Source organism: Desulfobacterales bacterium, assembly GCA_030066985.1.
Taxonomy (GTDB): Bacteria; Desulfobacterota; Desulfobacteria; order Desulfobacterales; family JAHEIW01; genus JAHEIW01.
On record JASJAN010000057.1, the window covers coordinates 1 to 22,327 of the forward strand.

Below are 22,327 nucleotides of genomic sequence, written 5' to 3' on the forward strand. Positions count from 1 at the left end.
CGCCAAAAAAAATGGAGCGGGAAACGGGATTTGAACCCGCGACTTCGACCTTGGCAAGGTCGCACTCTACCACTGAGTTATTCCCGCTCTTGTAAACGTTATTTCTTAGCCAGTTAACAAGCTTTTGTCAATAAAAAGTTCAACTTTCCAGAAGACTTCTGGAGCGAATAAAATAATCAGCACCCGACCAGATCGTGAACACCAGTGCTCCCCATAAAAACAAATGGCCAATGGCCTGCACATTGAGCCCCAGAAATGGAAAGTGGATCATCAGAGGAATAATCGCAGCGATCTGAAAGCCGGTTTTAAATTTACCCAAATTAGATGCGGATAGATCCTCGCCCTTTTCGGCAATAATGTTGCGCAAACCGGTAACGGCCAATTCGCGGCCGATAATAATACAAGCCATCCAGGCCGGTACCCAATCCAAAGCGGCCAGCATAATAAAAGACGATGAAACCAGCAGTTTGTCGGCAACCGGGTCCATCACCTTGCCGAGTGTGGTGACCATGTTTCTTTTGCGAGCATAAAAACCATCTAAATAATCGGTAATGGCGGCGGCGCTGAACACCAAAGCCGCCATAAAAACGCTGAATCGGTTAGGAAAGAGCATCAAAATAATAATAATCGGCACGGCTGCGATTCTAAACAGCGTTAACAGATTAGGTCCTCGGATTAAGTTTTGGAAGGTGGCCATAAAATTCTCAATTGCATCTTAGGTTTCTTTTGAATGCTGGGCAATGTATTGGTCCCGACAGGACGTGCTGCAGAAATAAATATCATGTCCATTGAATTTCAGATGGATGGCATTGCGCCGTGGAAAATAAGCGTCACAAAACGGATCTTTGATCATGACATCATCAATCTGCCTGCCAGCGGGATCGGAAACCTTTTCCTTCGGCCGGGTGTCGGGAAACATCCAAGTTCGCACTGAGCGGTACAGCAAATAGCCCACAACGAAAAGTATTAAAAATTTGATCATTGATATTCAATCACCTTTTGCTCATCCTCCCCCAGCTGATCCAACAATGATTGCATGCTCTGGTGCAAGACCGGATGAAGGATAGTTGGGTCTATATCACAAATTGGCTTTAAGACAAAACGCCTTTGATGCATCCGCGGGTGCGGCACGATCAGATGCTCGGATTCAATGATGCGATCATCATACAAAAGGATATCCAAATCCAGAACCCGAGGGCCAAAGCGAATCACGTCGCGCTTGCGGCCGGCTGCTCGCTGCACCTTTTCAATTTGATCGAGCAGTTCAAATGGATCCAGTGCGGTCTCAAGCTTAACCACCATATTGATAAACCAGTCTTGGTTTTTATAATCCACCGGTTCGGTTGTATAAACACGTGATTGCGCAATAGCACGAGATTTGGCACCACGGGTGAGCGTCGTAATTCCCTGTCGGCAATTCTGCAGCCGGTCTCCCATATTGGAGCCCACCGATATATATACAATGTGTATCGCCATTGGGATAAGCCTAAACCTTACACCAAGCCACTAAAACGTAAAGAAAATATCAAGAATAGGCTGTTTCTAAAACTTGGCGGCTTTGCGTAAGACAAATCGGTGATTCTATCTCCAGGCATCCGGCTGAAGCTCACCCGTATAGATGAGGCGCGCATCGCCCTCCATGTAAATATGCTGATACTGGCCGTCGGCAACATCAAAATAAATGGTCAGCCGCGAAGCGCTGCGGGTTTCTACTTCCACCGGTGGTTGCAGGTTAAAGCGGCTTGCTGAAATAATGGCACTGGCAATTGCACCGGTGCCGCAAGCCAGGGTTTCGTCTTCCACTCCCCTTTCATAGGTCCGGATTTTAATGGCGTTACCTTGACGGTGTTCGACAAAATTAGCGTTCGTCCCGGCCGGTGCAAAGGTATGGTGGTGGCGAATTTCACGCCCCAGCGCAACCACATCCAGATCATCAACTTGCTCTACAAAAGCCACCGCATGCGGCACACCGGTATTGATACTGCTGATCTCCAAAGAAATATTCGACAACTTCAGCGCATAGTCCAGTTTAAGGTTCGAAGGATCCGGCATCTGCACTTTAACACGCTCCTTATCGATCTGGGCGCTCACCAAACCGGCATCGGTTTCAAACGTCAACGTGGATCCGGCAATACCGGTAATATGGGCAAATCTGGCGGCGCAGCGCGCGCCGTTGCCACACATTTCAGCTCTGCTGCCATCGGAATTAAAAAACCGCCAGCGAAAATCATGCCGCTCTGAGGTTTCAATTAGAATGAGCCCATCAGCCCCGGCCGACATTTTGCGCCGGCAAACCTCGCTGATAAAGCCGGTTAAATCATCGTCATTGATTTTGTGGTCGCGGTTGTCGATGATAATAAAATCATTGCCGGCCCCACTCATCTTGTAAAATGGGATTGGGTTCATGCCTCTTCCTATGTTTGTGGTCAACACTCATGTGGTTCATTTTATTTAACAACACGGTTTTCTTTAGGTTTCAGGTGTCAGTAAAAACATGATTGAAATCAGAATATTTTAAAAATTCGTCCGTGATTGCTACTGAATAGTAAAGGCTCAAAGCTGGCCACCGAAGGACTGACACCTGACACCCGACACCCGACACCTGAAACCACCGGTACTAGTCATTCAAAAAAGGCGGCAGCGATTCCCCTCGAACGAGATCCTCGTATGTTTCTCTTTGCTTGACGACATGAAACTGGTCATCTTTGACCATCACTTCCGCAACTCTCGGGCGTGAGCAGTAATTTGAAGACATGACAAAGCCGTAAGCGCCGGCGCTCATAACAGCCAGAAGGTTACCCCCTTCGACATCGGCCAAACGGCGATCTGCTGCCAGAAAATCACCGCTTTCACAAATCGGCCCGACAACATCGGCGACAGTTGGCGATGCCGCTGTGCGCACGACGGGCTTGATTTCATGAAAGGCATTATAGAGTGTCGGACGTAACAAGTCGTTCATACCGGCATCGACAATGATGAATTTTTTGTCCGGGCCGGATTTTTTATAGAGCGCCCGTGTTACCAGGATACCGGCATTGCCAACCAATACCCTGCCCGGTTCCAAAACGAGCGTAACTGCCGATCCTTCAAGGTGCTTTAAAAAAGCTTTGGCATATTCAGATAAAGATGGCGGGCTCTCATCGCCATAGGTAATGCCCAGGCCACCCCCCATGTCGATATATCGGATGTCGATGCCCAGTTCAGATTTGAGGCGCAGCATTAATGCTCTAACGCTTTTAAGCGCATCCTCAAATGGCCCGGCCTCAGTTATCTGCGAGCCGATATGGCAATCGATGCCGATGACATCAATATGCTCGAGTTTAGAAGCCAACTGATATCCTTCAATGGCGGCTTCGGTGTTGATGCCAAACTTATTTTTTTTGAGACCTGTCGAAATGTAAGGGTGGGTTTTGGGATCGACATCCGGATTGACCCGAATGGCAACTTTTGCCTGTCGGTTTAATGCGGCGGCCCGCTGGTCAATCTGTTTGAGCTCGTCAATTGATTCCAAGTTGAACATTAAGATGCCCGCTTTAAGGGCATCGTCAATTTCATCTATGCGTTTGCCAACACCGGAATAGACAATCCGCTCCGGCGCAAACCCCGCCTGCAGTCCACGATACAGCTCTCCGCCTGAAACAATGTCAAGACCACATCCACCGGCAGCAAATAGTTTCAATATCGCCAAATTGGTATTGGCTTTGGCAGAGAAGCAAACCAGATAGTCGATTTTCTCAAAAGCCTCTTTGAAAGCTGTAAGATGGCGAGTCAAGGTTGCATGGCTGTACAAGTAAAACGGTGTGCCCACTTTGTCAGCAATCCTTTGCACCGGAACATCTTCACAGAACAATTGATTTTCCCGATAGGTAAAGTGATGCATGCTGTTTCCTAGTAAACGCAGCTTGATATTCGTTATGTGTTGATCGACCGATGTTGGATTGCGAAAAATTTAGTTTTTCAACACCCATAACTCATAACAGATAACGAATGCCATCTGATTCAATGACGATTCAATCCGGTTAATGGTCGAATTTAACGCTATTGGAGGCTTTGCCACTGTATCCGTATTCATCAAAGAGGATGACTTTATAGATGTAGCGATAGCCGGAATCGATTATCTCGCTGTACTGAAGCCTCCGAGGGCCTGATTTATCAGACGCCTTCGCATGGACTGGAATCTCAGCCACAATTTCGAAACGAAGCGGACATTCTTCACAGCCGATTTCCTGGCCGGTTTGGGTGGCACGCAGCACCTTAATTGTCGCCGGCTCAGCAATGTTGCCGCCTGCTGTGCTCGGGAGCGTCCAACTGAGCTCGACCACATCGTTTTTAAGCGTGTGTCGCAAATCTTGAACCACCGGGGGCAAAGGGCGCTTTGGTGGCCGTGGTGGACCCTTTTTACCGCAGCCCTGCCACACACAGCTTAAAACAGCGAGTGCCATAAGCAGACACACCCGAAAGAGGCGATGGGGATAAACACTCGTCTGTATGGGGGCGGATCTAAACAATCTTTTTCCGTTAGGCACCTTTTTGCAGCTGCTTTTCAGCTGCTTTGACAGCTGCTTTGACGGACCGGGTTGCTGTACCGCCGATCGTGGCCCGCCGGTCGATCATTTGTTGGGTTTCCAGAAAATCAAATATCTCTGCTTCAATCAGGTCTGAAAATTGCTGCAATTCCGCCAGTGAAAGTGCAAGAATTTCTTTGCGCTTGTGAATGGCGTAACCGACAATCTGGCCGACACAATGGTGTGCTTTCCGAAAAGGCATGCCTTTGGTGACCAGGTAATCGGCCAAATCGGTGGCATTGAGATAACCCATTTCAGCCGCCGCTTGCATGCGGCGCTTATTAAATTTGATCTTGGGCAGCAATTGAGCCGTTATGGCGACACAGGCGCTCAGGGTATCAACAGCATCAAAAAGAAGTGCTTTGTCCTCCTGCATATCGCGATTGTATGACAGTGGCAAAGACTTCATGATGGTTAGCATCGCCATCAAGTTGCCAAAGACGCTACCGCTTTTGCCTCGGATCAGTTCGGCAACATCGGGGTTTTTTTTCTGCGGCATAATACTGCTGCCGGTGGCAAATGCATCTGGCAGTTCGATGAAGTCAAATTCAGCTGAGGACCAGAGGATCAGTTCTTCTGAAAGCCGGCTGAGGTGCATCATGCAAATACTGGCCGCAGATAAAAATTCGATCATAAAATCGCGATCGGCCACTGAATCCATGCTGTTGGCCGAAACTTTTTTAAAACCGAGCAATCCGGCGGTATATTTTCTGTCGATCGGGTGGGAAGTGCCCGCAAGCGCTGCGCTGCCCAGCGGCATGACATCAATGCGAACCAAACAATCGTTCAGGCGTTCCGTATCTCTTGAAAACATTTCGTAATACGCCAGCAAATGATGCGCCAGCAGAACCGGTTGGGCTCGCTGCAGATGGGTGTAACCCGGCAGCACGGTCTCAACATGCCGTTTGGCAACCCGGACCAGCGCTTTGCGCAAGCGGCCCATCAATCCAATGATCACGGCGACGGCATCTTTTAGATATAGACGAACGTCCAACGCCACCTGATCATTGCGGCTCCTGGCGGTATGCAGTTTCTGGGCAACAGGGCCTACGATCTCCGCCAACCGCGATTCGATATGCATATGAATGTCTTCCAAAGCCGCTTGATAGTCAAATGCATGCGCTTCAATTTCTTTTTCGACCTTTTTAAGACCCGCCGTCAATTGTCTGGCTTCTTTAGATGTGATGATGCCAGCCTTTGCCAGCGTTTTACAATGCGCAATACTGCCCTGGATATCAAATGCATACAGTCGCCGATCCACATCAATGGAAGAAGTAAAGGTTTCGACAATTTCAGCGGTATTTTCTTTAAACCTTCCGGCCCACAGCTTTTCTGACATGGCAATAACGATATTGGTTAATAGTTGTTGGTTATTGGTTATTAGGATCGGGCACTTATTCTGTCCGATTCGATAATTTTATTTTTCGATCAGTTTTTGAATTCTTAATCTCAGCGCGTTTAAGCGAATAAAGCCCTCGGCATCTTTCTGGTTATAGACCTGATCGTCTTCAAAGGTAGCAAAGTCTTCCCGATAAAGGGATCGATCTGACTTGCGGCCCAGAACCCGGCAGTTGCCCTTATACAATTCAAGACGTACGGTTCCGGATACATTTTGCTGGGTCATGTCAATCATGTTTTGCAACACTTTCATCTCAGGCGCAAACCAGAAACCATTGTAAATCAGCTGCGCGTATTTGGGGATTAGCGAATCCCGCAGATGAACAACCTCACGATCCAGTGTAATGGATTCCATTGCCATGTGGGCAGCACGCAAAATCGTACCGCCAGGCGTCTCATAAACGCCGCGGGATTTCATGCCCACGTAACGATTCTCAACCAGATCCACCCGCCCGATACCGTGTTGACCGCCACAAGAATTCAAGGCCTTAAGCATTTCCGCCGCAGTTAGCTTTTTACCGTTTAGCTCAACCGGATTGCCCTTTTGAAATGTCAACTCGATGACTTCGGCTTTGTCCGGTGCCTGTTTGGGTGAAACCGTCAGCGTAAAAATGTCTTCGGGCGCCTCAGCCCAGGGGTCTTCAAGTATACCGCCTTCATAACTGATATGCAGCAAATTGGAATCCGTGCTATAGGGTTTATCATGGGTGGCCTGAACTGCGATACCATGTCGAGCGGCAAACTCCATTAAAGCGGTGCGTGAATTCAGGTCCCACTCCCGCCAGGGTGCAATAATACGGATACCCGGATCATGGGAAAGATAACCCAGCTCGAATCGAACTTGATCATTACCTTTACCGGTGGCACCGTGACTGACGGCCTCAGCTTTTTCAAGATGCGCAATCTCAATCTGGCGCTTGGCAATCAGCGGCCTGGCCAAAGAGGTTCCCAGCAGATACTGGCCCTCGTAAATGGCATTGGCACGAAAAGCCGGAAATACATATTCGCTGACAAATTCTTCCGTCAGATCTTCAATATATGCCTTGGTCGCACCGGTATTGTACGCATTTTCCCTGATTTCTTCCAGATCGTCTTCCTGACCGATAGCCGCAGAAAATGTCACCACCTCACAGTGATAGGTTTCAATCAGCCACTTTAAAATGACCGAAGTATCCAGCCCTCCGGAATAGGCCAGAACCACTTTGTTGATTTGATCCGTCAAAATAGTCACCTCCGCTTCCGGTTATCCCGTTTAGCCGGTTGAACCAGTTGAGCCGGTTTAATTTAAAAATGAATTCTTTTTTTCTTTACGGGCAGACCGGCTAACGGGCCTACGGGCTCAACCCGATTAACATGCGCTGTATGAATTTACAACCATCGAAAGAATAAGCGTTGCTTTTCTTTAGATAAATTCTATTGACTTATTAAGATATCTAGGATCGCTTTGTGCATATGAAGCTTGTTCTCGGATTGGTCCCAAACAACAGACTGAGGGCCTTCCAAAACTTCTTCGCTAATTTCTTCTTCGCGATGGGCCGGTAGGCAATGCAGCACAATCGCATCTTCGGCTGCTTTTTTCATAAGTGCTGCATTGACCTGAAATGGCGCAAAGATCTTCTTGCGGGATTGCTGCTCATCCTCCTGCCCCATACTGGCCCAGACATCCGTGTTGACCACATCCGCATCTTTGATGGCAGCGACAGGGTCGGAGCCGAGTGTTATGCGCGCTGCTGGTTTCTTTTTGGCCCTGTCGACAATCTGTTTTTCCGGAAAATAATCCGGCGGACAAGCCAAAGACAGCTCAAAACCCAAAACGGCAGCGGCATTGATCCAAGATTGCGCCATATTGTTACCATCGCCGATCCAGGCAATCTTTAAATTATCAACAGACCCCTTATGCTCAATAACGGTTAGCAAATCACTCAGAACCTGGCAGGGATGATAGGCATCGGTTAGCGCATTGATCACCGGTATGGTCGAAAATTGCGCGAATTCTTCGATCGTTGTTTGAGAAAAGGTGCGAATGGCCAAAGCATCCAGATAACGTGAAAGCACCCTGGCGGTATCTTTTATAGGCTCAGCCCGCGACATTTGGGTATCTTTGGAACTGATAAATAACGGTGAGCCGCCCAATTGCACCATCGCCGTTTCAAATGAAACCCGGGTGCGGGTCGATGGTTTATCAAACAGAAGCCCGAGGCTTTTGCCGGCATGCAATGCTTGAGCGGTGCCTTTCTGCTGTCTTTCCTTGAGCTCAACCGCCCTTTTGAAAAAGGCCTCAAATTCGTCCTTGGCCATATCGGCCAGTGTCAGCAGATGTTTGGTCATCCCTATACCTCCATCTTATCCCATAGCTGAAAGTGCATGAAAATAGATGAGAATCATCTAACGAAATATATACAGTAGGCATGTGCAAATGCATCATTTATTTTATATTTGTGCCAAATTAATTCGAATGCTGAACATTTTTAATTCTTATCTCTCCTCATGCAATATCAGCGAAGATTTTGTCAAGACAATCAACAAGCTGATCAATTTCTTCCTGGGTGATGATCAAAGGCGGAATAAATCTCAAAATGCGATCCTGGATACAATTGATCAAAAAACCGTTTTGCATGCATTGCTTTACGATCGGCGCCCCGTCAATTTTTAGTTTCATGCCAAGCAGCAGACCCTGCCCGCGCACATCTTTGATGACACTATGGCGGTCTTTTAACGCCTGCAGTCGCTTTCTGAAATAAGCCCCGGCAGCTCTGCTTTTTTCGATAACGCCGCCGTCCAGCAGCATTTTACACACTTCCAGAGCCGCGGCCGTAACGATGGGGGTTCCGCCGAAAGTCGATGCGTGAGCACCGGGTGAAAAGGCAGCCGCAATCGCTTCGCGCGACAACATCGCTCCAATGGGCAAGCCGTTGGCCAAGGCCTTCGCCAGGGTCATAATATCCGGCTCGACACCAAAATGCTGATAGGCGAAAAGCTGTCCGGTGCGCCCCATTCCGGTTTGAATTTCATCAAAAATAAGTAGTGTGCCGGTTTCATCACAGAGCTGTCGGACCATTTTTAAATAGTGTTCATCCGGACAACGAACCCCCCCTTCACCTTGAATGGGTTCAAGCATAACGGCACAGGTCGCGGCATTTATGCTGGCACGCAACGCCTCGATGTTATTAAAGGGCACAAAATCAAAGCCCGCCAATACCGGATCAAACCCTTTTCTGATTTTCTCCTGTCCGGTAGCCGACAAAGTCGCCAGAGTGCGCCCGTGAAAGGAGCGTTCCATGGTAATGATTCGAAAGCGCTCGCTTTCACCGCGGTCTTTGAAATATTTACGCGCCAATTTTATCGCAGCCTCATTGGCTTCGGCACCGCTGTTAGCGAAAAAGGCCCGATCCGCAAAACTGTTTTCCACCAACCAGGCCGCCAAATCGATCTGGGGTACGGTGTAGTAAAGGTTGGATACATGCAACAGCGTTTCGATCTGTCGACTGACAGCATCGCTGATGCGCGGATGGGCATGGCCCAGATTGCACACTGCAATTCCGGCAACAAAATCCATATAAGATCGCCCGTCTGTATCCCAGAGGCGACACCCGCTGCCTTTTTCAAAAACAACTGGAAACCGCTGATAGGTGGCCGCCATAACCTGATCGGCGCGTTGCATTAAAGCTGCGGTCATGCCGTCACCTCCGTTCCAATGCCGCTGTCGGTAAACAATTCAAGCAAAATTGAATGTCGCTGAGTGCCATTGATAATCTGAACTTTTTCAACACCATTTTCAATCGCACGCAAACCGTATTCAATTTTTGGGATCATTCCCCCGGATATCGCCTGATCATCAATCATCTTTTTAATCTGATGCGCATCGATGGAGCTGATCAGACGGCCGTCGTTATCCAGCACGCCATCCACATCGGTAAGTAAAACAAGCCGACCGGCTTTGAGCGCCATCGCAATGCGACTGGCCACCAGATCCGCATTGATATTGAAGGTTTCCCCGGCTTCACCGGCGCCCACCGGGGCAATAATGGGAATAAAGCCCTGCTGGGTGAGCTTATCGATGATCTCAGAGTTGATGCCCGTGACCTCCCCGACCAGCCCTGGATCAATAATTTCAGGCGGTTTATTGACGTCGGGCTGTTGCACGATTTTAAGCTTTTTCGCCTGTATCAGCCCGCCATCTTTGCCGCTTAACCCGACGGCTTTGCCCCCTTGCTGATTGATTTGATGAACGATCGCTTTGTTGACTTTACCGCCCAAGACCATTTCAACCACATCCATGGTGCGCTCATCGGTCAATCGCATGCCACGCACAAACTGGGGCCGAATGCCCATTTGGTCCAGCACCGAATTTATCTGAGGCCCGCCGCCGTGCACCACCACCGGATTGATACCAATAAACTTCAGCAATGTAATATCGCGGGCGAAATCCTGTTTAAGCTGCTCATCGACCATGGCATGTCCGCCATATTTGATCACAATCGTCATACCATAAAAGCGTCGAATATACGGCAGCGCTTCAATGAGTATATCAGCAACATTGGGATTCGGTTCATGGGTGTTTTTCGGCATGGCTTATTGACCCCGATAATCGTTTGAACTAAAACAGCGGATCGATATCAATAGAACTTTTTCTGAAAAGAAAATTCGCCTTCTGCGAAGTGTGCCGCTTTACAGGATATAACGGCTCAAATCCTCATCATCTTTGATTTCTTTCAACTTGGATTCCACATCATCCTTGCAGATCACCAGGCGTTTCTGAGGAACATCCGGTGCCTGGAAGAGAACGTCTTCCAGCAGCCTTTCCATAACAGTTTGCAGCCTGCGGGCACCGATATTTTCGGTGCGATTATTCACCTCTTCGGCAATTTTGGCGATGGTTTCAACAGCATCGTCTTCAAAAGCAACATCCAAACCTTCTGTCCTTAATAAGGCGATGTACTGCAGTAAAAGCGCATTTTTGGGCTCTGTTAAAATGCGGATAAACTCATTTTTGCCGAGCGCATCCAGCTCAACCCGAATGGGAAAACGGCCCTGCAGCTCCGGAATTAAATCAGAGGGCTTGACGGTATGGAAAGCCCCGGAGGCCACAAACAAAATATGATCGGTTTTTACAGGTCCATATTTGGTGGTCACGGTGGATCCTTCAACAATCGGCAGCAGATCTCGCTGCACGCCTTCCCGGGATACATCTGGACCGTGGGCACTGTTGCGACCTGCAATCTTGTCAATTTCATCTAGAAAAATGATCCCCGACTGTTCAACTTTTTTTATGGCCTTTTTAACAACTTTATCCATATCCACCAGTCCCTGGGCCTCATCTTGTGCCATGATTTCCATCGCCTCAGGGACTTTGACCTTGCGGCGCTTGGTGGCTTTGGGAAAAACCCCACCCAGCATATCTTTGAAGTTAATGCCCATCTCTTCCATGCCGACGTTTGAAAAAATCTCAACCATAGGACCACTGCGATCGGCCACATCCAAATCGACAAATCGATTATCGAGTTTGCCGCGTCGCAGCATATCCCGCAGCTTTTGCCGGGTTGACGATGACTCTTCATTTGCGGATGTGATCAGTTCAAATTGAACTTCTTTGGGCTCTTCAGTGCGCGCGGCGGTCGTTGAGCCGGATTTCGGCAACAACAAATCCAGCATCCGCTCTTCGGCCGCATACCAGGCTTTATCCTTAACCGCTTCCTGCTCCCGTGACTTGAGGGTATTTATGGTCAACTCGAGAAGGTCCCGGACCATGGATTCAACATCACGTCCCACATAGCCGACTTCAGTGAATTTAGACGCTTCCACTTTTGAAAAAGGTGAGTCCGTCAGTCGGGACAAACGTCTGGCAATTTCGGTTTTGCCGACGCCGGTGGGGCCGATCAGTATGATGTTTTTGGGCGCAATTTCATCGCGCAGTTCATCAGGAACCTGCTGGCGACGCCACCGATTGCGCAACGCAATGGCAACTGATCGCTTGGCTTTATCCTGGCCGATAATGTATTTATCCAGTTCTTTGACCACTTCAGAGGGCTTTAACGGATTCATTTAGAGTTCCTCTACCAAGATCTGCGCATTGGTAAACACGCAAATCGATGCCGCAATTTTCATGGCGGCTTCTACAATTTGGCGTGCATCGAGTCCCGCATGCTCTACCAATGCCAGTGCTGCAGCCTGGGCGGCAACACCCCCGGATCCAATTCCAATGATCGATTGATCCGGTTCAATAACGTCGCCATTGCCCGAAATCAGATACATTTGTTTTGCATCCACGGCAACCATCAGCGCCTCAAGACGCCTCAGGTATTTATCGGTTCGCCAATCCCGGGCCAATTCAACGGCTGCTCGGGTCAGATTTCCATTATACTGTTCAAGTTTATGCTCCAAGCGCTCAGATAGATTCAAGGCATCAGCCGTGGCACCTGCAAATCCGACAATTATTTTTTGCTGATATATCTTTCTGACTTTTTTTGCCCGATGCTTGATAATTGTGTTGTTCAACGTAATTTGGCCATCACCGGCAACCACCGCTTTACCCTTGTGCCTGACAGCTAAAATAGTCGTTCCGTGCATTTCCATCGTGTTCCTCGAATCAGTTGACTGGTAGGCTAGTTTCAATGCTTTCGATCAAATTGATATCTGCCTATTGTGCTTAACGGCAACAGCATCTTATTATGATCTAAAGCGTTGCATTTTTCCACCCATTTTTACAAAACCCGCCTTGTCCAACATCGCCTTATTTTCGGGGATGCGCTTTGTCATATGTTTCCATCAAATGATCGATGCTGACATGCGTGTATTTTTGGGTCGTCGAGAGGCTTTTGTGCCCTAAAAGCTCTTGAACCACGCGCAAATCAGCACCTGCATCTAGCATATGGGTGGCGAAGCTATGACGCAACGCATGCGGTGACACAGGCGCCAACAGGCCGACGGCTGTAACCAGTTGTTTTAAAATTCTGGCAATCGAGCGGGATGTCAACCGTTTGTTAAAGCGGTTTAAGAATAAAGGGCCATGGCCTGCAGCTTCCGCGCCAATTTGCTTTAGCAGCCGGGTGCGATAGGCCTCAACAGCGGATAGGGCTTTTTTTCCGACAGGGATTATTCGCTCCTGATTGCCTTTGCCGTGCACCCGAATGACGGATGCTTTAAAATCCACATCCGAGACATTCATTTGGGTGAGTTCAGAAACACGAATACCGCTGGAGTAAAGTGTTTCAAAGATAGCACGATTCCTTAAATCCAATACGGTATCTGTCTGAATCGAATCCAGCAGCCCAAACATTTCATCGACCGAAAGATAAGCCGGTATAGTTTTATCCTGTTTGGGTGTCATCACATGCTCGGCCGGATTTTCGGAAATCAGTCCCCTTTTGTCCAGAAACTTGAAAAACGATCGTATGGCCGAGAGCTTGCGAGCAATGGTGGCTTTTTTGTTCTTACGGTGCAAAGCACCCAGATACCCTCTGATCAGGATACCGTCAATCTGCTTGATGTCCACTTCAGACGATTGTTTATGCTGCGTTTTTCCAGTCCGAAGAAAATCGGCTGCAAAAGATAGGAAATCTTTAAGATCTTTGCGGTATGCGCGGCAGGTATGATCTGAATACCCCTTTTCAGTCACAAGGGACTCAATAAACAAACCCACCAAAGGATTTTCCGAATGGGCTTCCATACGGAGTATCTTTTCTAAAACACAAAAAGTTTTTTAAGTTCATCCCAGGAGCTTACCTCAACAAACGGGTGTGGCTCCCGATTCCAGGGCTGTTGAAATAAAATCGGCTGAATACCCGCTGTGTGCAGCAAAAAACAAGTCTCGAGACGATCGTCGACAAAATATTTAATTCGGCGCTGCTGAAGAATACTGGCTTTGTCCTCATGCGTTCCGGTAGCAATGATCTCAATGGCGGCTGAATCCAGGCGCAGCGTTTCACTGATCCAACCCGCAAGCGGCCCCATATAAGGACGTGCTGTCACAAACAAGACGGTTCCAAACCGATCGGCCAGTTGATACAACACGTCAGGTGCACCGGCAATCGGCTTTAGCGGAAGCGTGTAGTTGCCATCCAGAATGCGGGAGACAACTGCATCAATGGTTTTGGGTTCGATCTCAAGGCAGTCCGCCAGATTATAGCAGGTGATATCTTCATAGGCGAATCCGTTGACGTTAAACTCTTGATGGGCAATATCAAGAAACAGGGTCATCGTATCGGCAACCACGCCGTCGATATCAAAGGCAACTGATGCTGGATCAATTTTCATGATGGATGTTATTCGTTATTTTTTATTTGTTATTCGTTTAATGAATAATCGGCAATCAATTTGTGCCTGGATGATTTAATAATCTGCCACTGGCTATCATCGAAGCGGATTGCTCCCGACCGTCGGTCAGCCCCTATTAACAGATAACCAGTAACAAATAACGTAGCCGCTATGCGGCTATATGTCGGGTTTTCTTTTTTAATCTGGAAATACGACGCCTGAAAATAGTGGCCTTTTTCTTGTCCTTGGCTTCCAGCGCCGCTTGACGTTCAGCTTTTAACGCTTTGATTTTCAGTTTCAACTCTCGGGTGGTGCCAGTGGTTTTTTTAGGCAATTCGTCTTGGATGCCCCTGAACTTCTTGATGCCTGTAATCAACTCATCTTTTTTCATCGCGTGCACACCGCTCATTCCGGGTATATCCTTGGCGATCTCGCGAAGCTCTTTGACCGTCATCTTATCCAAAGGTTTTTCTTTTTCGGCTGCTGGCGTCTCTACTGCTTTTGCAGACTTTTCCGGCGGCGCATCTGGCTGGTCTTCGACCGGATCAGCGGCCTCCTGTTCCTGGGCCGACTTTTTGTCTACCCCGGCTGTTTCCGCCTGAGGCTCTTCTTCGTCGCCCACAGTCTTTTCTGGTGTTTCCTTTTCATTTTCTGGGGTTTCACTCATTTGTCTAGTTCTCCTTCTATCTTTGGTTGAAAGCATAAGCGGAGGCTTTAAAGCCTCCGCCCATGGATGACGCAGGTATAATCAAATTTACCAATGAATGATAAATTTTAAATTTGCCTGTTATCAAAATAAGCTCATATGTTCAATCATTTATTCTTTGTTGTCCCTTTCAAAGAAGCGCGCAAAAGGCTTGAAAAGCTCTAGCGGAATCGGAAAAATCGTTGTCGAATTACTTTCGGTTGACATTTCATTCATGGTTTGCAGATATCTGAGTTGCAACGCTGTTGGATGTTTTTCGATAATCTCAGATGCCTCCGCCAATTTACTGGCGGCCTGAAATTCACCTTCGGCATTAATTACTTTGGCGCGCCTTTCGCGCTCAGCCTCGGCCTGCCGTGCGATTGCCCGTTGCATTTCACCGGGTAGATCGATGTGTTTCAATTCAACTGTGGCAACCTTTATACCCCATGGGTCTGTGTGGGTATCCAGAATTTCCTGCAGCTCCGTATTGATTTTTTCCCTTTCGGCCAGCAGATCATCCAGCTCAGACTGCCCGCAAACGCTCCTTAGGGTGGTCTGGGCCAGCTGAGACATGGCGTAGCTGTAGTTTTCGACCTCTACGATCGCCTTTATCGGATCGATCACCCTGAAGTAGATGACTGCATTAACTTTCACAGAAACGTTATCTCTGGTAATCACATCTTGCGGATCCACATCCATGGCAACCAACCGCAAGCTGACCTTTACCATTTTATCTATCAATGGAATCAAAATGATGAGCCCCGGCCCTTTGGCAGCAATCACCCGTCCCAGCCTGAATATCACGCCGCGCTCATATTCGTTAAGAATACGCAACGCTGCCGATAGGAAAAAAATCACCAATATCAGAATGGCAATCGGCGTAAAAAGACTCATGCTATCCTCCTTTTTTGGCAGTAACGTTAGTATGGGATTTAGTTTATGTCAGCCGGCATATAACACTAAACGGCGCCGGCCTCAAGCCGCACTTTTTGAATAAACAGTTGTCCAAAACAAATTGGCCTGACCCGCTAGACACCGGCGGTATCATCCGCGAGTTCAACCTCTAGCATCAAATTAACTACATTGATCACCCGCACCTTGGCATTTTCATCAATCTCTTCCTGCGCTCTGGCATTCCACAACTCACCATGGACAAAAACCTTGCCTTCCGGAGTTAGTGCCTGTTTGACGATACCAATTTCACCGACCAGCCCTTTGGTGCCGGTTCTGGGTTTTGACATCTGGGCCCGAAATACCAGCCCGGCCACAAACACAAAAAAGCCGGATATCAGGATAATCGTGGGCAACAAGACCTTCAGAGACAGGCCCATATCCGGATCGGTGTCTTTAAACATCATCAACGAACCCAATAATAGAGACAAGACGCCGGCAACACTTAACAGCCCATAGCTGGGAATCTTCATTTCCATGATAAAGAAGATAATCGCCAGTACGATCAGCAAAATCCCGGCATAGTTCACCGGCAACGTTTGCAGCGCAAAAAATGCCAGCACAAGCGATATGCCGCCGATCACACCGGGAAAAATCGCGCCGGGGTGGGACAACTCAAAATAAAGACCGGCCAGTCCGATCATGAGCAAAATATAGGCAATATTGGGATTACTGATGGTCTTTAAGATGTTGGTTCGCAGTGATGGTTCGACGATTTCTTTTTTGGCGTTGTCCAGCTTTAATTCACCTTTACCGGCGATTTTTAGGCCGTTGAGCTGGCGGATGAGATCATCGGTGTCTTCGGCAATCAGATCGATAATGTTTTCTTTAAGAGCCTCGGTCTCGGTGACCGATACACTTTCTCGAATGGCTTCTTCCACCCATTTTTGATTTCGACCGCGCTTCTCAGCAACACTCTTGGCATGCGCCACCATATCGTTGATCACTTTTTCCGACATTTTTCCACTGATATCTTTACCGCCTGCGCCAACCGGATGGGCTGCTCCGATATTGGTGCCGGGCGCCATGGCAGCAACATCGGCGGCCATCGTAATCATTACGCCGGCTGAAGCGGCTCTGGCACCACGCGGTGCCACAAAAACCACAATCGGCACAGGACTGCCCAGAATATCTTTGATGATCAGTCGCATGGATTCCGCCAGCCCACCGGGTGTATCCAGCTCTATAATCAGACAGGCAGCTTTTTCTCTTTCAGCTCTTTCTATGCTGTTTTTGATATACTCCGCAATCCCGGGGCTGATGGCATCGTTAATGGCAACAATATAAACATCGCCTTTTGCAGCCCAGGCACTGCCGGCAACCGGCAGTATCATAAAAGATAGCACCAGAACAATCGTCAATTTAGCTTTCATATGGATATTCCTTCATCAGCATTTTCATATCTTTCCAAACCTGCCGTTTTTTTTCGGCATTGCGAAGCAAATACGCTGGATGATAGGTTGGAATCAATTTAATGCCGCGATAATCATAAAACCTTCCTCTTAACCTAGATATGGATTCAGCCGAATTCAATAGGGTTTGGGCGGCAACTGAACCCAGCGCGCAGATAAAGCGCGGCTGGATGGCGTCCAGCTGTCTGTCCAAAAAAGGAGAGCAGGTCTGGATTTCATCGGGCCGTGGGTTGCGATTTTGCGGCGGGCGACATTTAACTATGTTGCTGATATAAACCTGCTCGCGGGTCAGATTTATAGCGCCGATGATTTTCGTTAGCAACTGCCCAGCCGGGCCGACAAATGGCTCAGCCTGCTGATCCTCTTCAAAGCCTGGCCCTTCACCGACAAATACCAGTTTGGCCGTAGCAGTTCCGCTGCCGAAAACAATGTTCTGACGATGCTGGGAAAGGCGGCACCGCTGACAATCGCCCAGGTCTGCCCGTATACCTGTCAATGTTTCCGATCCCAGTTGGGGGGGCACGCCCCAGTTGGACAATTTGGCAAGACTGCTGGGTTTGCAATCAAATCCGCGATGCCCGCTACGGGATAGACGTTGAAGGGACAGGTTTAGCGAATCGATCGATTCAATTATTTGAGATCTTAAAACCACAACACCCCAAAGCTAGTCATTTACAGGTCCTATTTAATCGCTGCTGACGGCAGCACTTTTTCCATAATTCGATCCAGCAATATATGGGCAACCGTCTCCTTTTCCATTGAGGGCAACGATTCTTTGGTGCCGTCCTTAAAGAACATCGTCACCGTATTGGTATCGGATTCAAAACCAGATCCGGCAGACCCGACTACATTGCCGACAATCATATCCAGGTTTTTTTCTGTTAATTTTTTAGTGGCGTTTTGTTCCAGATCTCTGGTTTCGGCCGCAAATCCGACCAGTACCTGGTGTGTCTTTTGGCGGCCCAAAGCTCGCAGAATATCTTTATTTTGCTTAAGCGACAGAACCCATTCTTTTCTGCCTTTTTTGATCTTATGACCAGCGCTCTCTTGCGGCCCGTAATCGGAAACTGCCGCGGCCTTGACAACCACATCGGCTTGTTCAAATAGCCGCAGAACCGCCTCAGCCATTTCATCGGCCGACCGAATCTTGATGGTGGTCACATTGTCCGGATCTGGCAATTGCGTGGGCCCCGTGACAAGCGTAACCTCGGCCCCCCGCTGTGCGGCAGCCCGAGCAACGGCATAGCCCATCTTTCCCGATGAAGGGTTGCTGATAAATCTAACCGGATCGATGGGTTCGATGGTAGGGCCGGCGGTGACAACAATCTTCTTTCCGGCCAGATCATTGGGCGCAAGGCAACTTATAAATCGATCTACAATGACGTCAGGTTCGGGGAGTCTTCCCGGACCGGTGGTACCGCAGGCGAGTTCGCCGGAACCGGGGTCTATTACAAAGTATCCATCGGACCTGAGGGTGTCAAGATTACGCTGAACCGCATGGCTGACGTACATTTGACTGTTCATGGACGGGCAAACCAACACCGGGGCGCTAACGGCTAGCATAAAGGTGCTTAGGGGATCATCGGCAATCCCGTTGGCCAGTTTTCCGATCATATTGGCGGTGGCCGGAGCAATGATGACACCATCGGTTGATTGCGCCCAATCGATATGGCGAATAGACGCTTCTTGGCCTTCTGCAAACATCTCTTTGAATACCGGTTGGCCGGAGAGCGCTTCAAAGGTCAGGGCGCCTACGAACCACTGGGCACTGCGGGTCATAATCACCCGTACGCTGGCACCGGCCTGCGTTAAACGTCTGAGGATCTCTACGCTTTTATATGCCGCAATTCCGCCGCAGACCCCTAAAATCACTTTTTTATGTTCTAGTGCAATTTCCATCATAGTGGTATCAACCCGCCCAAACCCATTCGCGTTAACTTGCGCTGATGGATGTGACGATATCAGTCCTGATGATGGCTGCAAATTTCAGCCATCCCAATTAGCCGCTTTTGCTCGTTGGAGCGACCCAGATTTCAACATAGGTATTGAAAGTTTCGTCGTTAATATTCATCACACACCAGCGATGGGCTTTTTGAAACAATAACATGGTTCGATCGGACTTAAACGAACTGATCAGTTGCCAGTTGTCCTTGGTCATGTTTTTTTCAAAAAAAGCGATCAGAGAGCTGCTGTCAATGCGACCTTTCAACACCAGGACGCCGGCAGAAAAGCCTTCCGTTTGGTAAATAAACGAGGATTTTTTATCAACTTTAAGCTCCTTGGGAACCAGAACATCACCAAAATCATAATACAGCGCCGGCACCCCTGTGGTGCTTTCGGCCGAAGGCGCTGTGGCGGTCTTATTTTTTTTACCTACCGACGAACAGCCACTAACTGAAACCACCATAGCGATGATGAGTGCTAAAATAACCAGAAGCCGTCTTTTTCGGGTATCAGTAATTCGCATCTATCCTCCTTTTTTGGCGGTTGCCGAACCATCAACCGCAATGATTTACACTGGGTTTGTATTCAGTTATCCCCCCTACGGATGTACAATTGTATTCAAGTCCGTGTCAATTGACTTCATGAAAACTGTCGATAGCGTGGGTCCCACCTCCGTAACGCCGGTCGTTGAGCGCTATCTGTCTAACGGCTGATCTTTCTAAGCACTGCAGAGCGGCAGTCACGTTTAAGATGGCCGGTTCGGATCAGGATTTTCCCCGCCCTCTTAATCTAAATCCGATTGCGCCAGATACCACTCATAGGTGCGCTTGATTCCCTCTTGCAAGCTGATGCTGGGGGCCCATCCCAGCTGAGTCAAGCGAGAGATATCCAACAATTTTCGAGGCGTTCCATCCGGTTTTGCAGTGTTCCAGTTGACAGCGCCTTCATAGCCGACCACTTTTTGAATCGTCTGCGCCAGTTCAGCGATCAAAATATCGTTGCCGCTGCCCACGTTAATGTGCGCCACCCGAACATCGGCGGATGATTGTTTAGGCGACACATTTGGCTGGCCGGTGTGTGTTTCGCCAGGCTGATGTTTATCTATTGGACCGCAAGCTTTGGCATAATCTTGCGCGCTCAGCTTGATGACATACAAGCAGGCGGCTGCCAGGTCATCGACATGCAAAAATTCCCGTTTGGGCTGGCCACTGCCCCACAATTCAACGGCGGGGGGCAAATCCGATTGGCCGGGTTTTGCCGCCGCAATGGTTTTCAATTTATTTTTGAACGCATTTGAAATGAGTCCAAATTTGCGTTCATCGCGTTTGATGTTTTTCCAATCCCCCTGATATGCCAGTTTGGCCAAATGAAACTTGCGGATCATGGCCGGTAGAACATGCGAGCTTTCCAAATCAAAATTATCATTGGGCCCGTACAAATTCGTGGGCATGATCGAACGATAATCGGTGGCGTACTGTCGATTATAACTTTCGCAGAGCTTAATGCCGGCAATTTTGGCAATGGCATAGGGCTCATTGGTGGGTTCCAAAATACCGCTTAAAAGCTGCTCTTCACGCATCGGCTGCTGTGCATATTTGGGGTAGATACAAGAACTGCCTAAAAACAACAACTGTTTGACGCCAGACCGATGGGCTTCGTGGATCACATTGGTTTGAATCATGATATTTTCAAATATGAATTCAGCCCGATAGGTGTCATTGGCTTGGATCCCCCCAACTCGAGCAGCGGCTAGAATAACCGCATCAACTCTTTGCCTTTCAAAAAAACGACGCACAGCGGCCTGATTGATCAGGTCCAGATCATTTCGGGACCGGGTGATCACATGCTGATACTTTTCAGCCTGCAGGCGGCGTGCAATCGCAGAACCCACCATCCCCTGATGACCCGCCAGAAATATACGCGCCTCCCGGGGCAAGTTAGCGGGTATGTCCCGGGCACCAAGCATTGTGGAATTATCACTAACCATAACGTCTGATCGCAAGTAATCAAGGGCCTGTCATTATTCGCCCTGGTGATACGTTTGAAATCCTTCCTGCAGACACAGCTTGTCTTTTTCAGCTTCTAACATATCCATGGCTACCATCTCTCGGACCAGTTCAGTAAAACTGGTCTTAGGCACCCACCCCAGCTTCTGTCGCGCTTTGGTGCTGTCGCCAAGTAAGGTGTCGACTTCTGTCGGCCGGAAATACCGGGGATCAATGCAAACCAGTTCATTACCGCTATCAACATCAATCCCTTTTTCATCAATCCCCTTCCCTTCCCAGCGAATGGTAAAACCGGCTGCCTTGGCCGCCAGTTCGATAAATCCTCGCACCGAATGCTGCTCACCGGTGGAAATGACGAAATCATCAGGCTCGTTCTGCTGCAACATCAGCCACTGCATTTCGACATAATCCCTGGCATGCCCCCAGTCCCGTCGAGCATCCAGGTTACCGATATACAGCTTTTTCTGCAAGCCTTTGCGAATGCGAGCCATTGCACGTGTAATTTTGCGTGAGACAAAGGTTTCGCCCCGGATGGGGGATTCATGATTAAACAAAATGCCGTTGCAGGCATACATGCCATAGGCTTCACGGTAATTAACGGTGATCCAGTAAGCATACAGCTTGGCCACACCATAAGGTGAACGGGGATAAAACGGGGTGGTTTCGGTTTGCGGTGACTCTTTGACCAGCCCATACAGTTCGGACGTCGAAGCCTGGTATAATCGCGTTTGATCGATGCGGTCCAGAATGCGAATGGCCTCCAACAGGCGCAAAGTCCCTAAAGCATCTGAATTAGCAGTATATTCAGGCGTTTCAAATGAGACCATGACATGGCTTTGAGCTGCCAGGTTATAGATTTCATCGGGCTGGACCTCCTGGATGATGCGAATCAGATTGGTGGCGTCGGTCAGATCGCCATAATGCATGCAAAAACGCACATCTTCTTCATGCGGATCCTGGTAAAGGTGGTCCACCCGAGCGGTATTAAAGGAAGAGGCCCGGCGCTTGATGCCGTGGACCTCATAATTTTTATTCAGCAAAAATTCAGCCAGGTAAGCACCGTCCTGCCCGGTAATGCCGGTTATCAGGGCACGTTTCATTGCTTCTCCT

General features: G+C 48.7%; 23 protein-coding genes and 1 tRNA gene. All 24 read right to left on the minus strand.

Annotated elements, in window-relative coordinates:
• Positions 1-12: 12 nt before the first annotated feature.
• The 24 genes from QNJ26_20405 to gmd all read right to left on the minus strand — a co-directional run bounded on the left by QNJ26_20405 (position 13) and on the right by gmd (position 22,317).
• Positions 13-87 (minus strand) — tRNA-Gly (locus QNJ26_20405).
• A gap of 52 nt (positions 88-139) precedes the next feature.
• Entirely contained in the window at positions 140-697 is a 558-nt protein-coding gene (gene pgsA, locus QNJ26_20410; GenBank protein ID MDJ0987917.1) for a CDP-diacylglycerol--glycerol-3-phosphate 3-phosphatidyltransferase, read from the minus strand.
• A gap of 18 nt (positions 698-715) precedes the next feature.
• Positions 716-982: a hypothetical protein gene (locus QNJ26_20415; GenBank protein MDJ0987918.1), complete on the minus strand. Its 267-nt coding sequence runs from the start codon at positions 980-982 to the stop codon at positions 716-718.
• A complete protein-coding gene (folK, locus tag QNJ26_20420) occupies positions 979-1,476 on the minus strand; it encodes a 2-amino-4-hydroxy-6-hydroxymethyldihydropteridine diphosphokinase (protein ID MDJ0987919.1) in 498 nt (165 codons plus the stop codon). Before folK ends, QNJ26_20415 begins: the two co-directional genes overlap by 4 nt.
• A 105-nt stretch (positions 1,477-1,581) precedes the next feature.
• Positions 1,582-2,406, minus strand: coding sequence for a diaminopimelate epimerase (gene dapF, locus QNJ26_20425; GenBank protein MDJ0987920.1), 825 nt, complete (start codon positions 2,404-2,406; stop codon positions 1,582-1,584).
• Between the two features lie 211 nt (positions 2,407-2,617).
• Positions 2,618-3,880: a diaminopimelate decarboxylase gene (gene lysA, locus QNJ26_20430; GenBank protein ID MDJ0987921.1), complete on the minus strand. Its 1,263-nt coding sequence runs from the start codon at positions 3,878-3,880 to the stop codon at positions 2,618-2,620.
• A 139-nt stretch (positions 3,881-4,019) separates the two neighbouring features.
• Positions 4,020-4,442 carry a hypothetical protein gene (locus QNJ26_20435; protein MDJ0987922.1) on the minus strand — a complete coding sequence of 141 codons (423 nt, stop codon included), beginning with the start codon at positions 4,440-4,442 and terminating at the stop codon, positions 4,020-4,022.
• A gap of 76 nt (positions 4,443-4,518) precedes the next feature.
• Positions 4,519-5,904: an argininosuccinate lyase gene (argH, locus tag QNJ26_20440; protein ID MDJ0987923.1), complete on the minus strand. Its 1,386-nt coding sequence runs from the start codon at positions 5,902-5,904 to the stop codon at positions 4,519-4,521.
• A 78-nt stretch (positions 5,905-5,982) separates the two neighbouring features.
• Positions 5,983-7,185 carry an argininosuccinate synthase gene (locus QNJ26_20445; protein MDJ0987924.1) on the minus strand — a complete coding sequence of 401 codons (1,203 nt, stop codon included), beginning with the start codon at positions 7,183-7,185 and terminating at the stop codon, positions 5,983-5,985.
• 191 nt (positions 7,186-7,376) lie between these two features.
• Positions 7,377-8,291 carry an ornithine carbamoyltransferase gene (gene argF, locus QNJ26_20450; protein MDJ0987925.1) on the minus strand — a complete coding sequence of 305 codons (915 nt, stop codon included), beginning with the start codon at positions 8,289-8,291 and terminating at the stop codon, positions 7,377-7,379.
• A 157-nt stretch (positions 8,292-8,448) separates the two neighbouring features.
• A complete protein-coding gene (locus tag QNJ26_20455; GenBank protein MDJ0987926.1) occupies positions 8,449-9,639 on the minus strand; it encodes an acetylornithine transaminase in 1,191 nt (396 codons plus the stop codon).
• A complete protein-coding gene (argB, locus tag QNJ26_20460) occupies positions 9,636-10,532 on the minus strand; it encodes an acetylglutamate kinase (GenBank protein MDJ0987927.1) in 897 nt (298 codons plus the stop codon). Before argB ends, QNJ26_20455 begins: the two co-directional genes overlap by 4 nt.
• A gap of 99 nt (positions 10,533-10,631) precedes the next feature.
• A complete protein-coding gene (gene hslU, locus QNJ26_20465; GenBank protein ID MDJ0987928.1) occupies positions 10,632-12,005 on the minus strand; it encodes an ATP-dependent protease ATPase subunit HslU in 1,374 nt (457 codons plus the stop codon).
• Positions 12,006-12,536 (minus strand): ATP-dependent protease subunit HslV, encoded by a 531-nt coding sequence (gene hslV, locus QNJ26_20470; protein ID MDJ0987929.1) that lies wholly within the window; start codon positions 12,534-12,536, stop codon positions 12,006-12,008.
• Between the two features lie 157 nt (positions 12,537-12,693).
• Positions 12,694-13,629, minus strand: coding sequence for a tyrosine recombinase XerC (gene xerC, locus QNJ26_20475; GenBank protein MDJ0987930.1), 936 nt, complete (start codon positions 13,627-13,629; stop codon positions 12,694-12,696).
• 14 nt (positions 13,630-13,643) lie between these two features.
• Entirely contained in the window at positions 13,644-14,216 is a 573-nt protein-coding gene (locus tag QNJ26_20480; protein ID MDJ0987931.1) for a haloacid dehalogenase, read from the minus strand.
• A gap of 169 nt (positions 14,217-14,385) precedes the next feature.
• On the minus strand, positions 14,386-14,883 hold the full coding sequence (locus QNJ26_20485; GenBank protein MDJ0987932.1) for a Rho termination factor N-terminal domain-containing protein: 498 nt from the start codon (positions 14,881-14,883) through the stop codon (positions 14,386-14,388).
• A gap of 150 nt (positions 14,884-15,033) precedes the next feature.
• Positions 15,034-15,798 carry a slipin family protein gene (locus QNJ26_20490; GenBank protein MDJ0987933.1) on the minus strand — a complete coding sequence of 255 codons (765 nt, stop codon included), beginning with the start codon at positions 15,796-15,798 and terminating at the stop codon, positions 15,034-15,036.
• Positions 15,799-15,932: 134 nt separating this feature from the next.
• Positions 15,933-17,228 carry a nodulation protein NfeD gene (locus tag QNJ26_20495; GenBank protein MDJ0987934.1) on the minus strand — a complete coding sequence of 432 codons (1,296 nt, stop codon included), beginning with the start codon at positions 17,226-17,228 and terminating at the stop codon, positions 15,933-15,935.
• Positions 17,218-17,805 carry a uracil-DNA glycosylase gene (locus QNJ26_20500; protein MDJ0987935.1) on the minus strand — a complete coding sequence of 196 codons (588 nt, stop codon included), beginning with the start codon at positions 17,803-17,805 and terminating at the stop codon, positions 17,218-17,220. The genes QNJ26_20495 and QNJ26_20500 overlap by 11 nt, the downstream gene beginning before the upstream one ends.
• A gap of 143 nt (positions 17,806-17,948) precedes the next feature.
• On the minus strand, positions 17,949-19,166 hold the full coding sequence (gene coaBC / locus QNJ26_20505) for a bifunctional phosphopantothenoylcysteine decarboxylase/phosphopantothenate--cysteine ligase CoaBC (protein ID MDJ0987936.1): 1,218 nt from the start codon (positions 19,164-19,166) through the stop codon (positions 17,949-17,951).
• Between the two features lie 100 nt (positions 19,167-19,266).
• Entirely contained in the window at positions 19,267-19,734 is a 468-nt protein-coding gene (locus QNJ26_20510; protein MDJ0987937.1) for a hypothetical protein, read from the minus strand.
• Between the two features lie 261 nt (positions 19,735-19,995).
• The gene (locus QNJ26_20515; GenBank protein MDJ0987938.1) at positions 19,996-21,198 is read right to left on the minus strand and encodes a GDP-L-fucose synthase; all 1,203 of its coding nucleotides are present in this window, start codon (positions 21,196-21,198) and stop codon (positions 19,996-19,998) included.
• A 33-nt stretch (positions 21,199-21,231) separates the two neighbouring features.
• Complete coding sequence (gene gmd, locus QNJ26_20520) at positions 21,232-22,317, minus strand: GDP-mannose 4,6-dehydratase (protein ID MDJ0987939.1); 1,086 nt, start codon at positions 22,315-22,317, stop codon at positions 21,232-21,234.
• Positions 22,318-22,327: the final 10 nt, after the last annotated feature.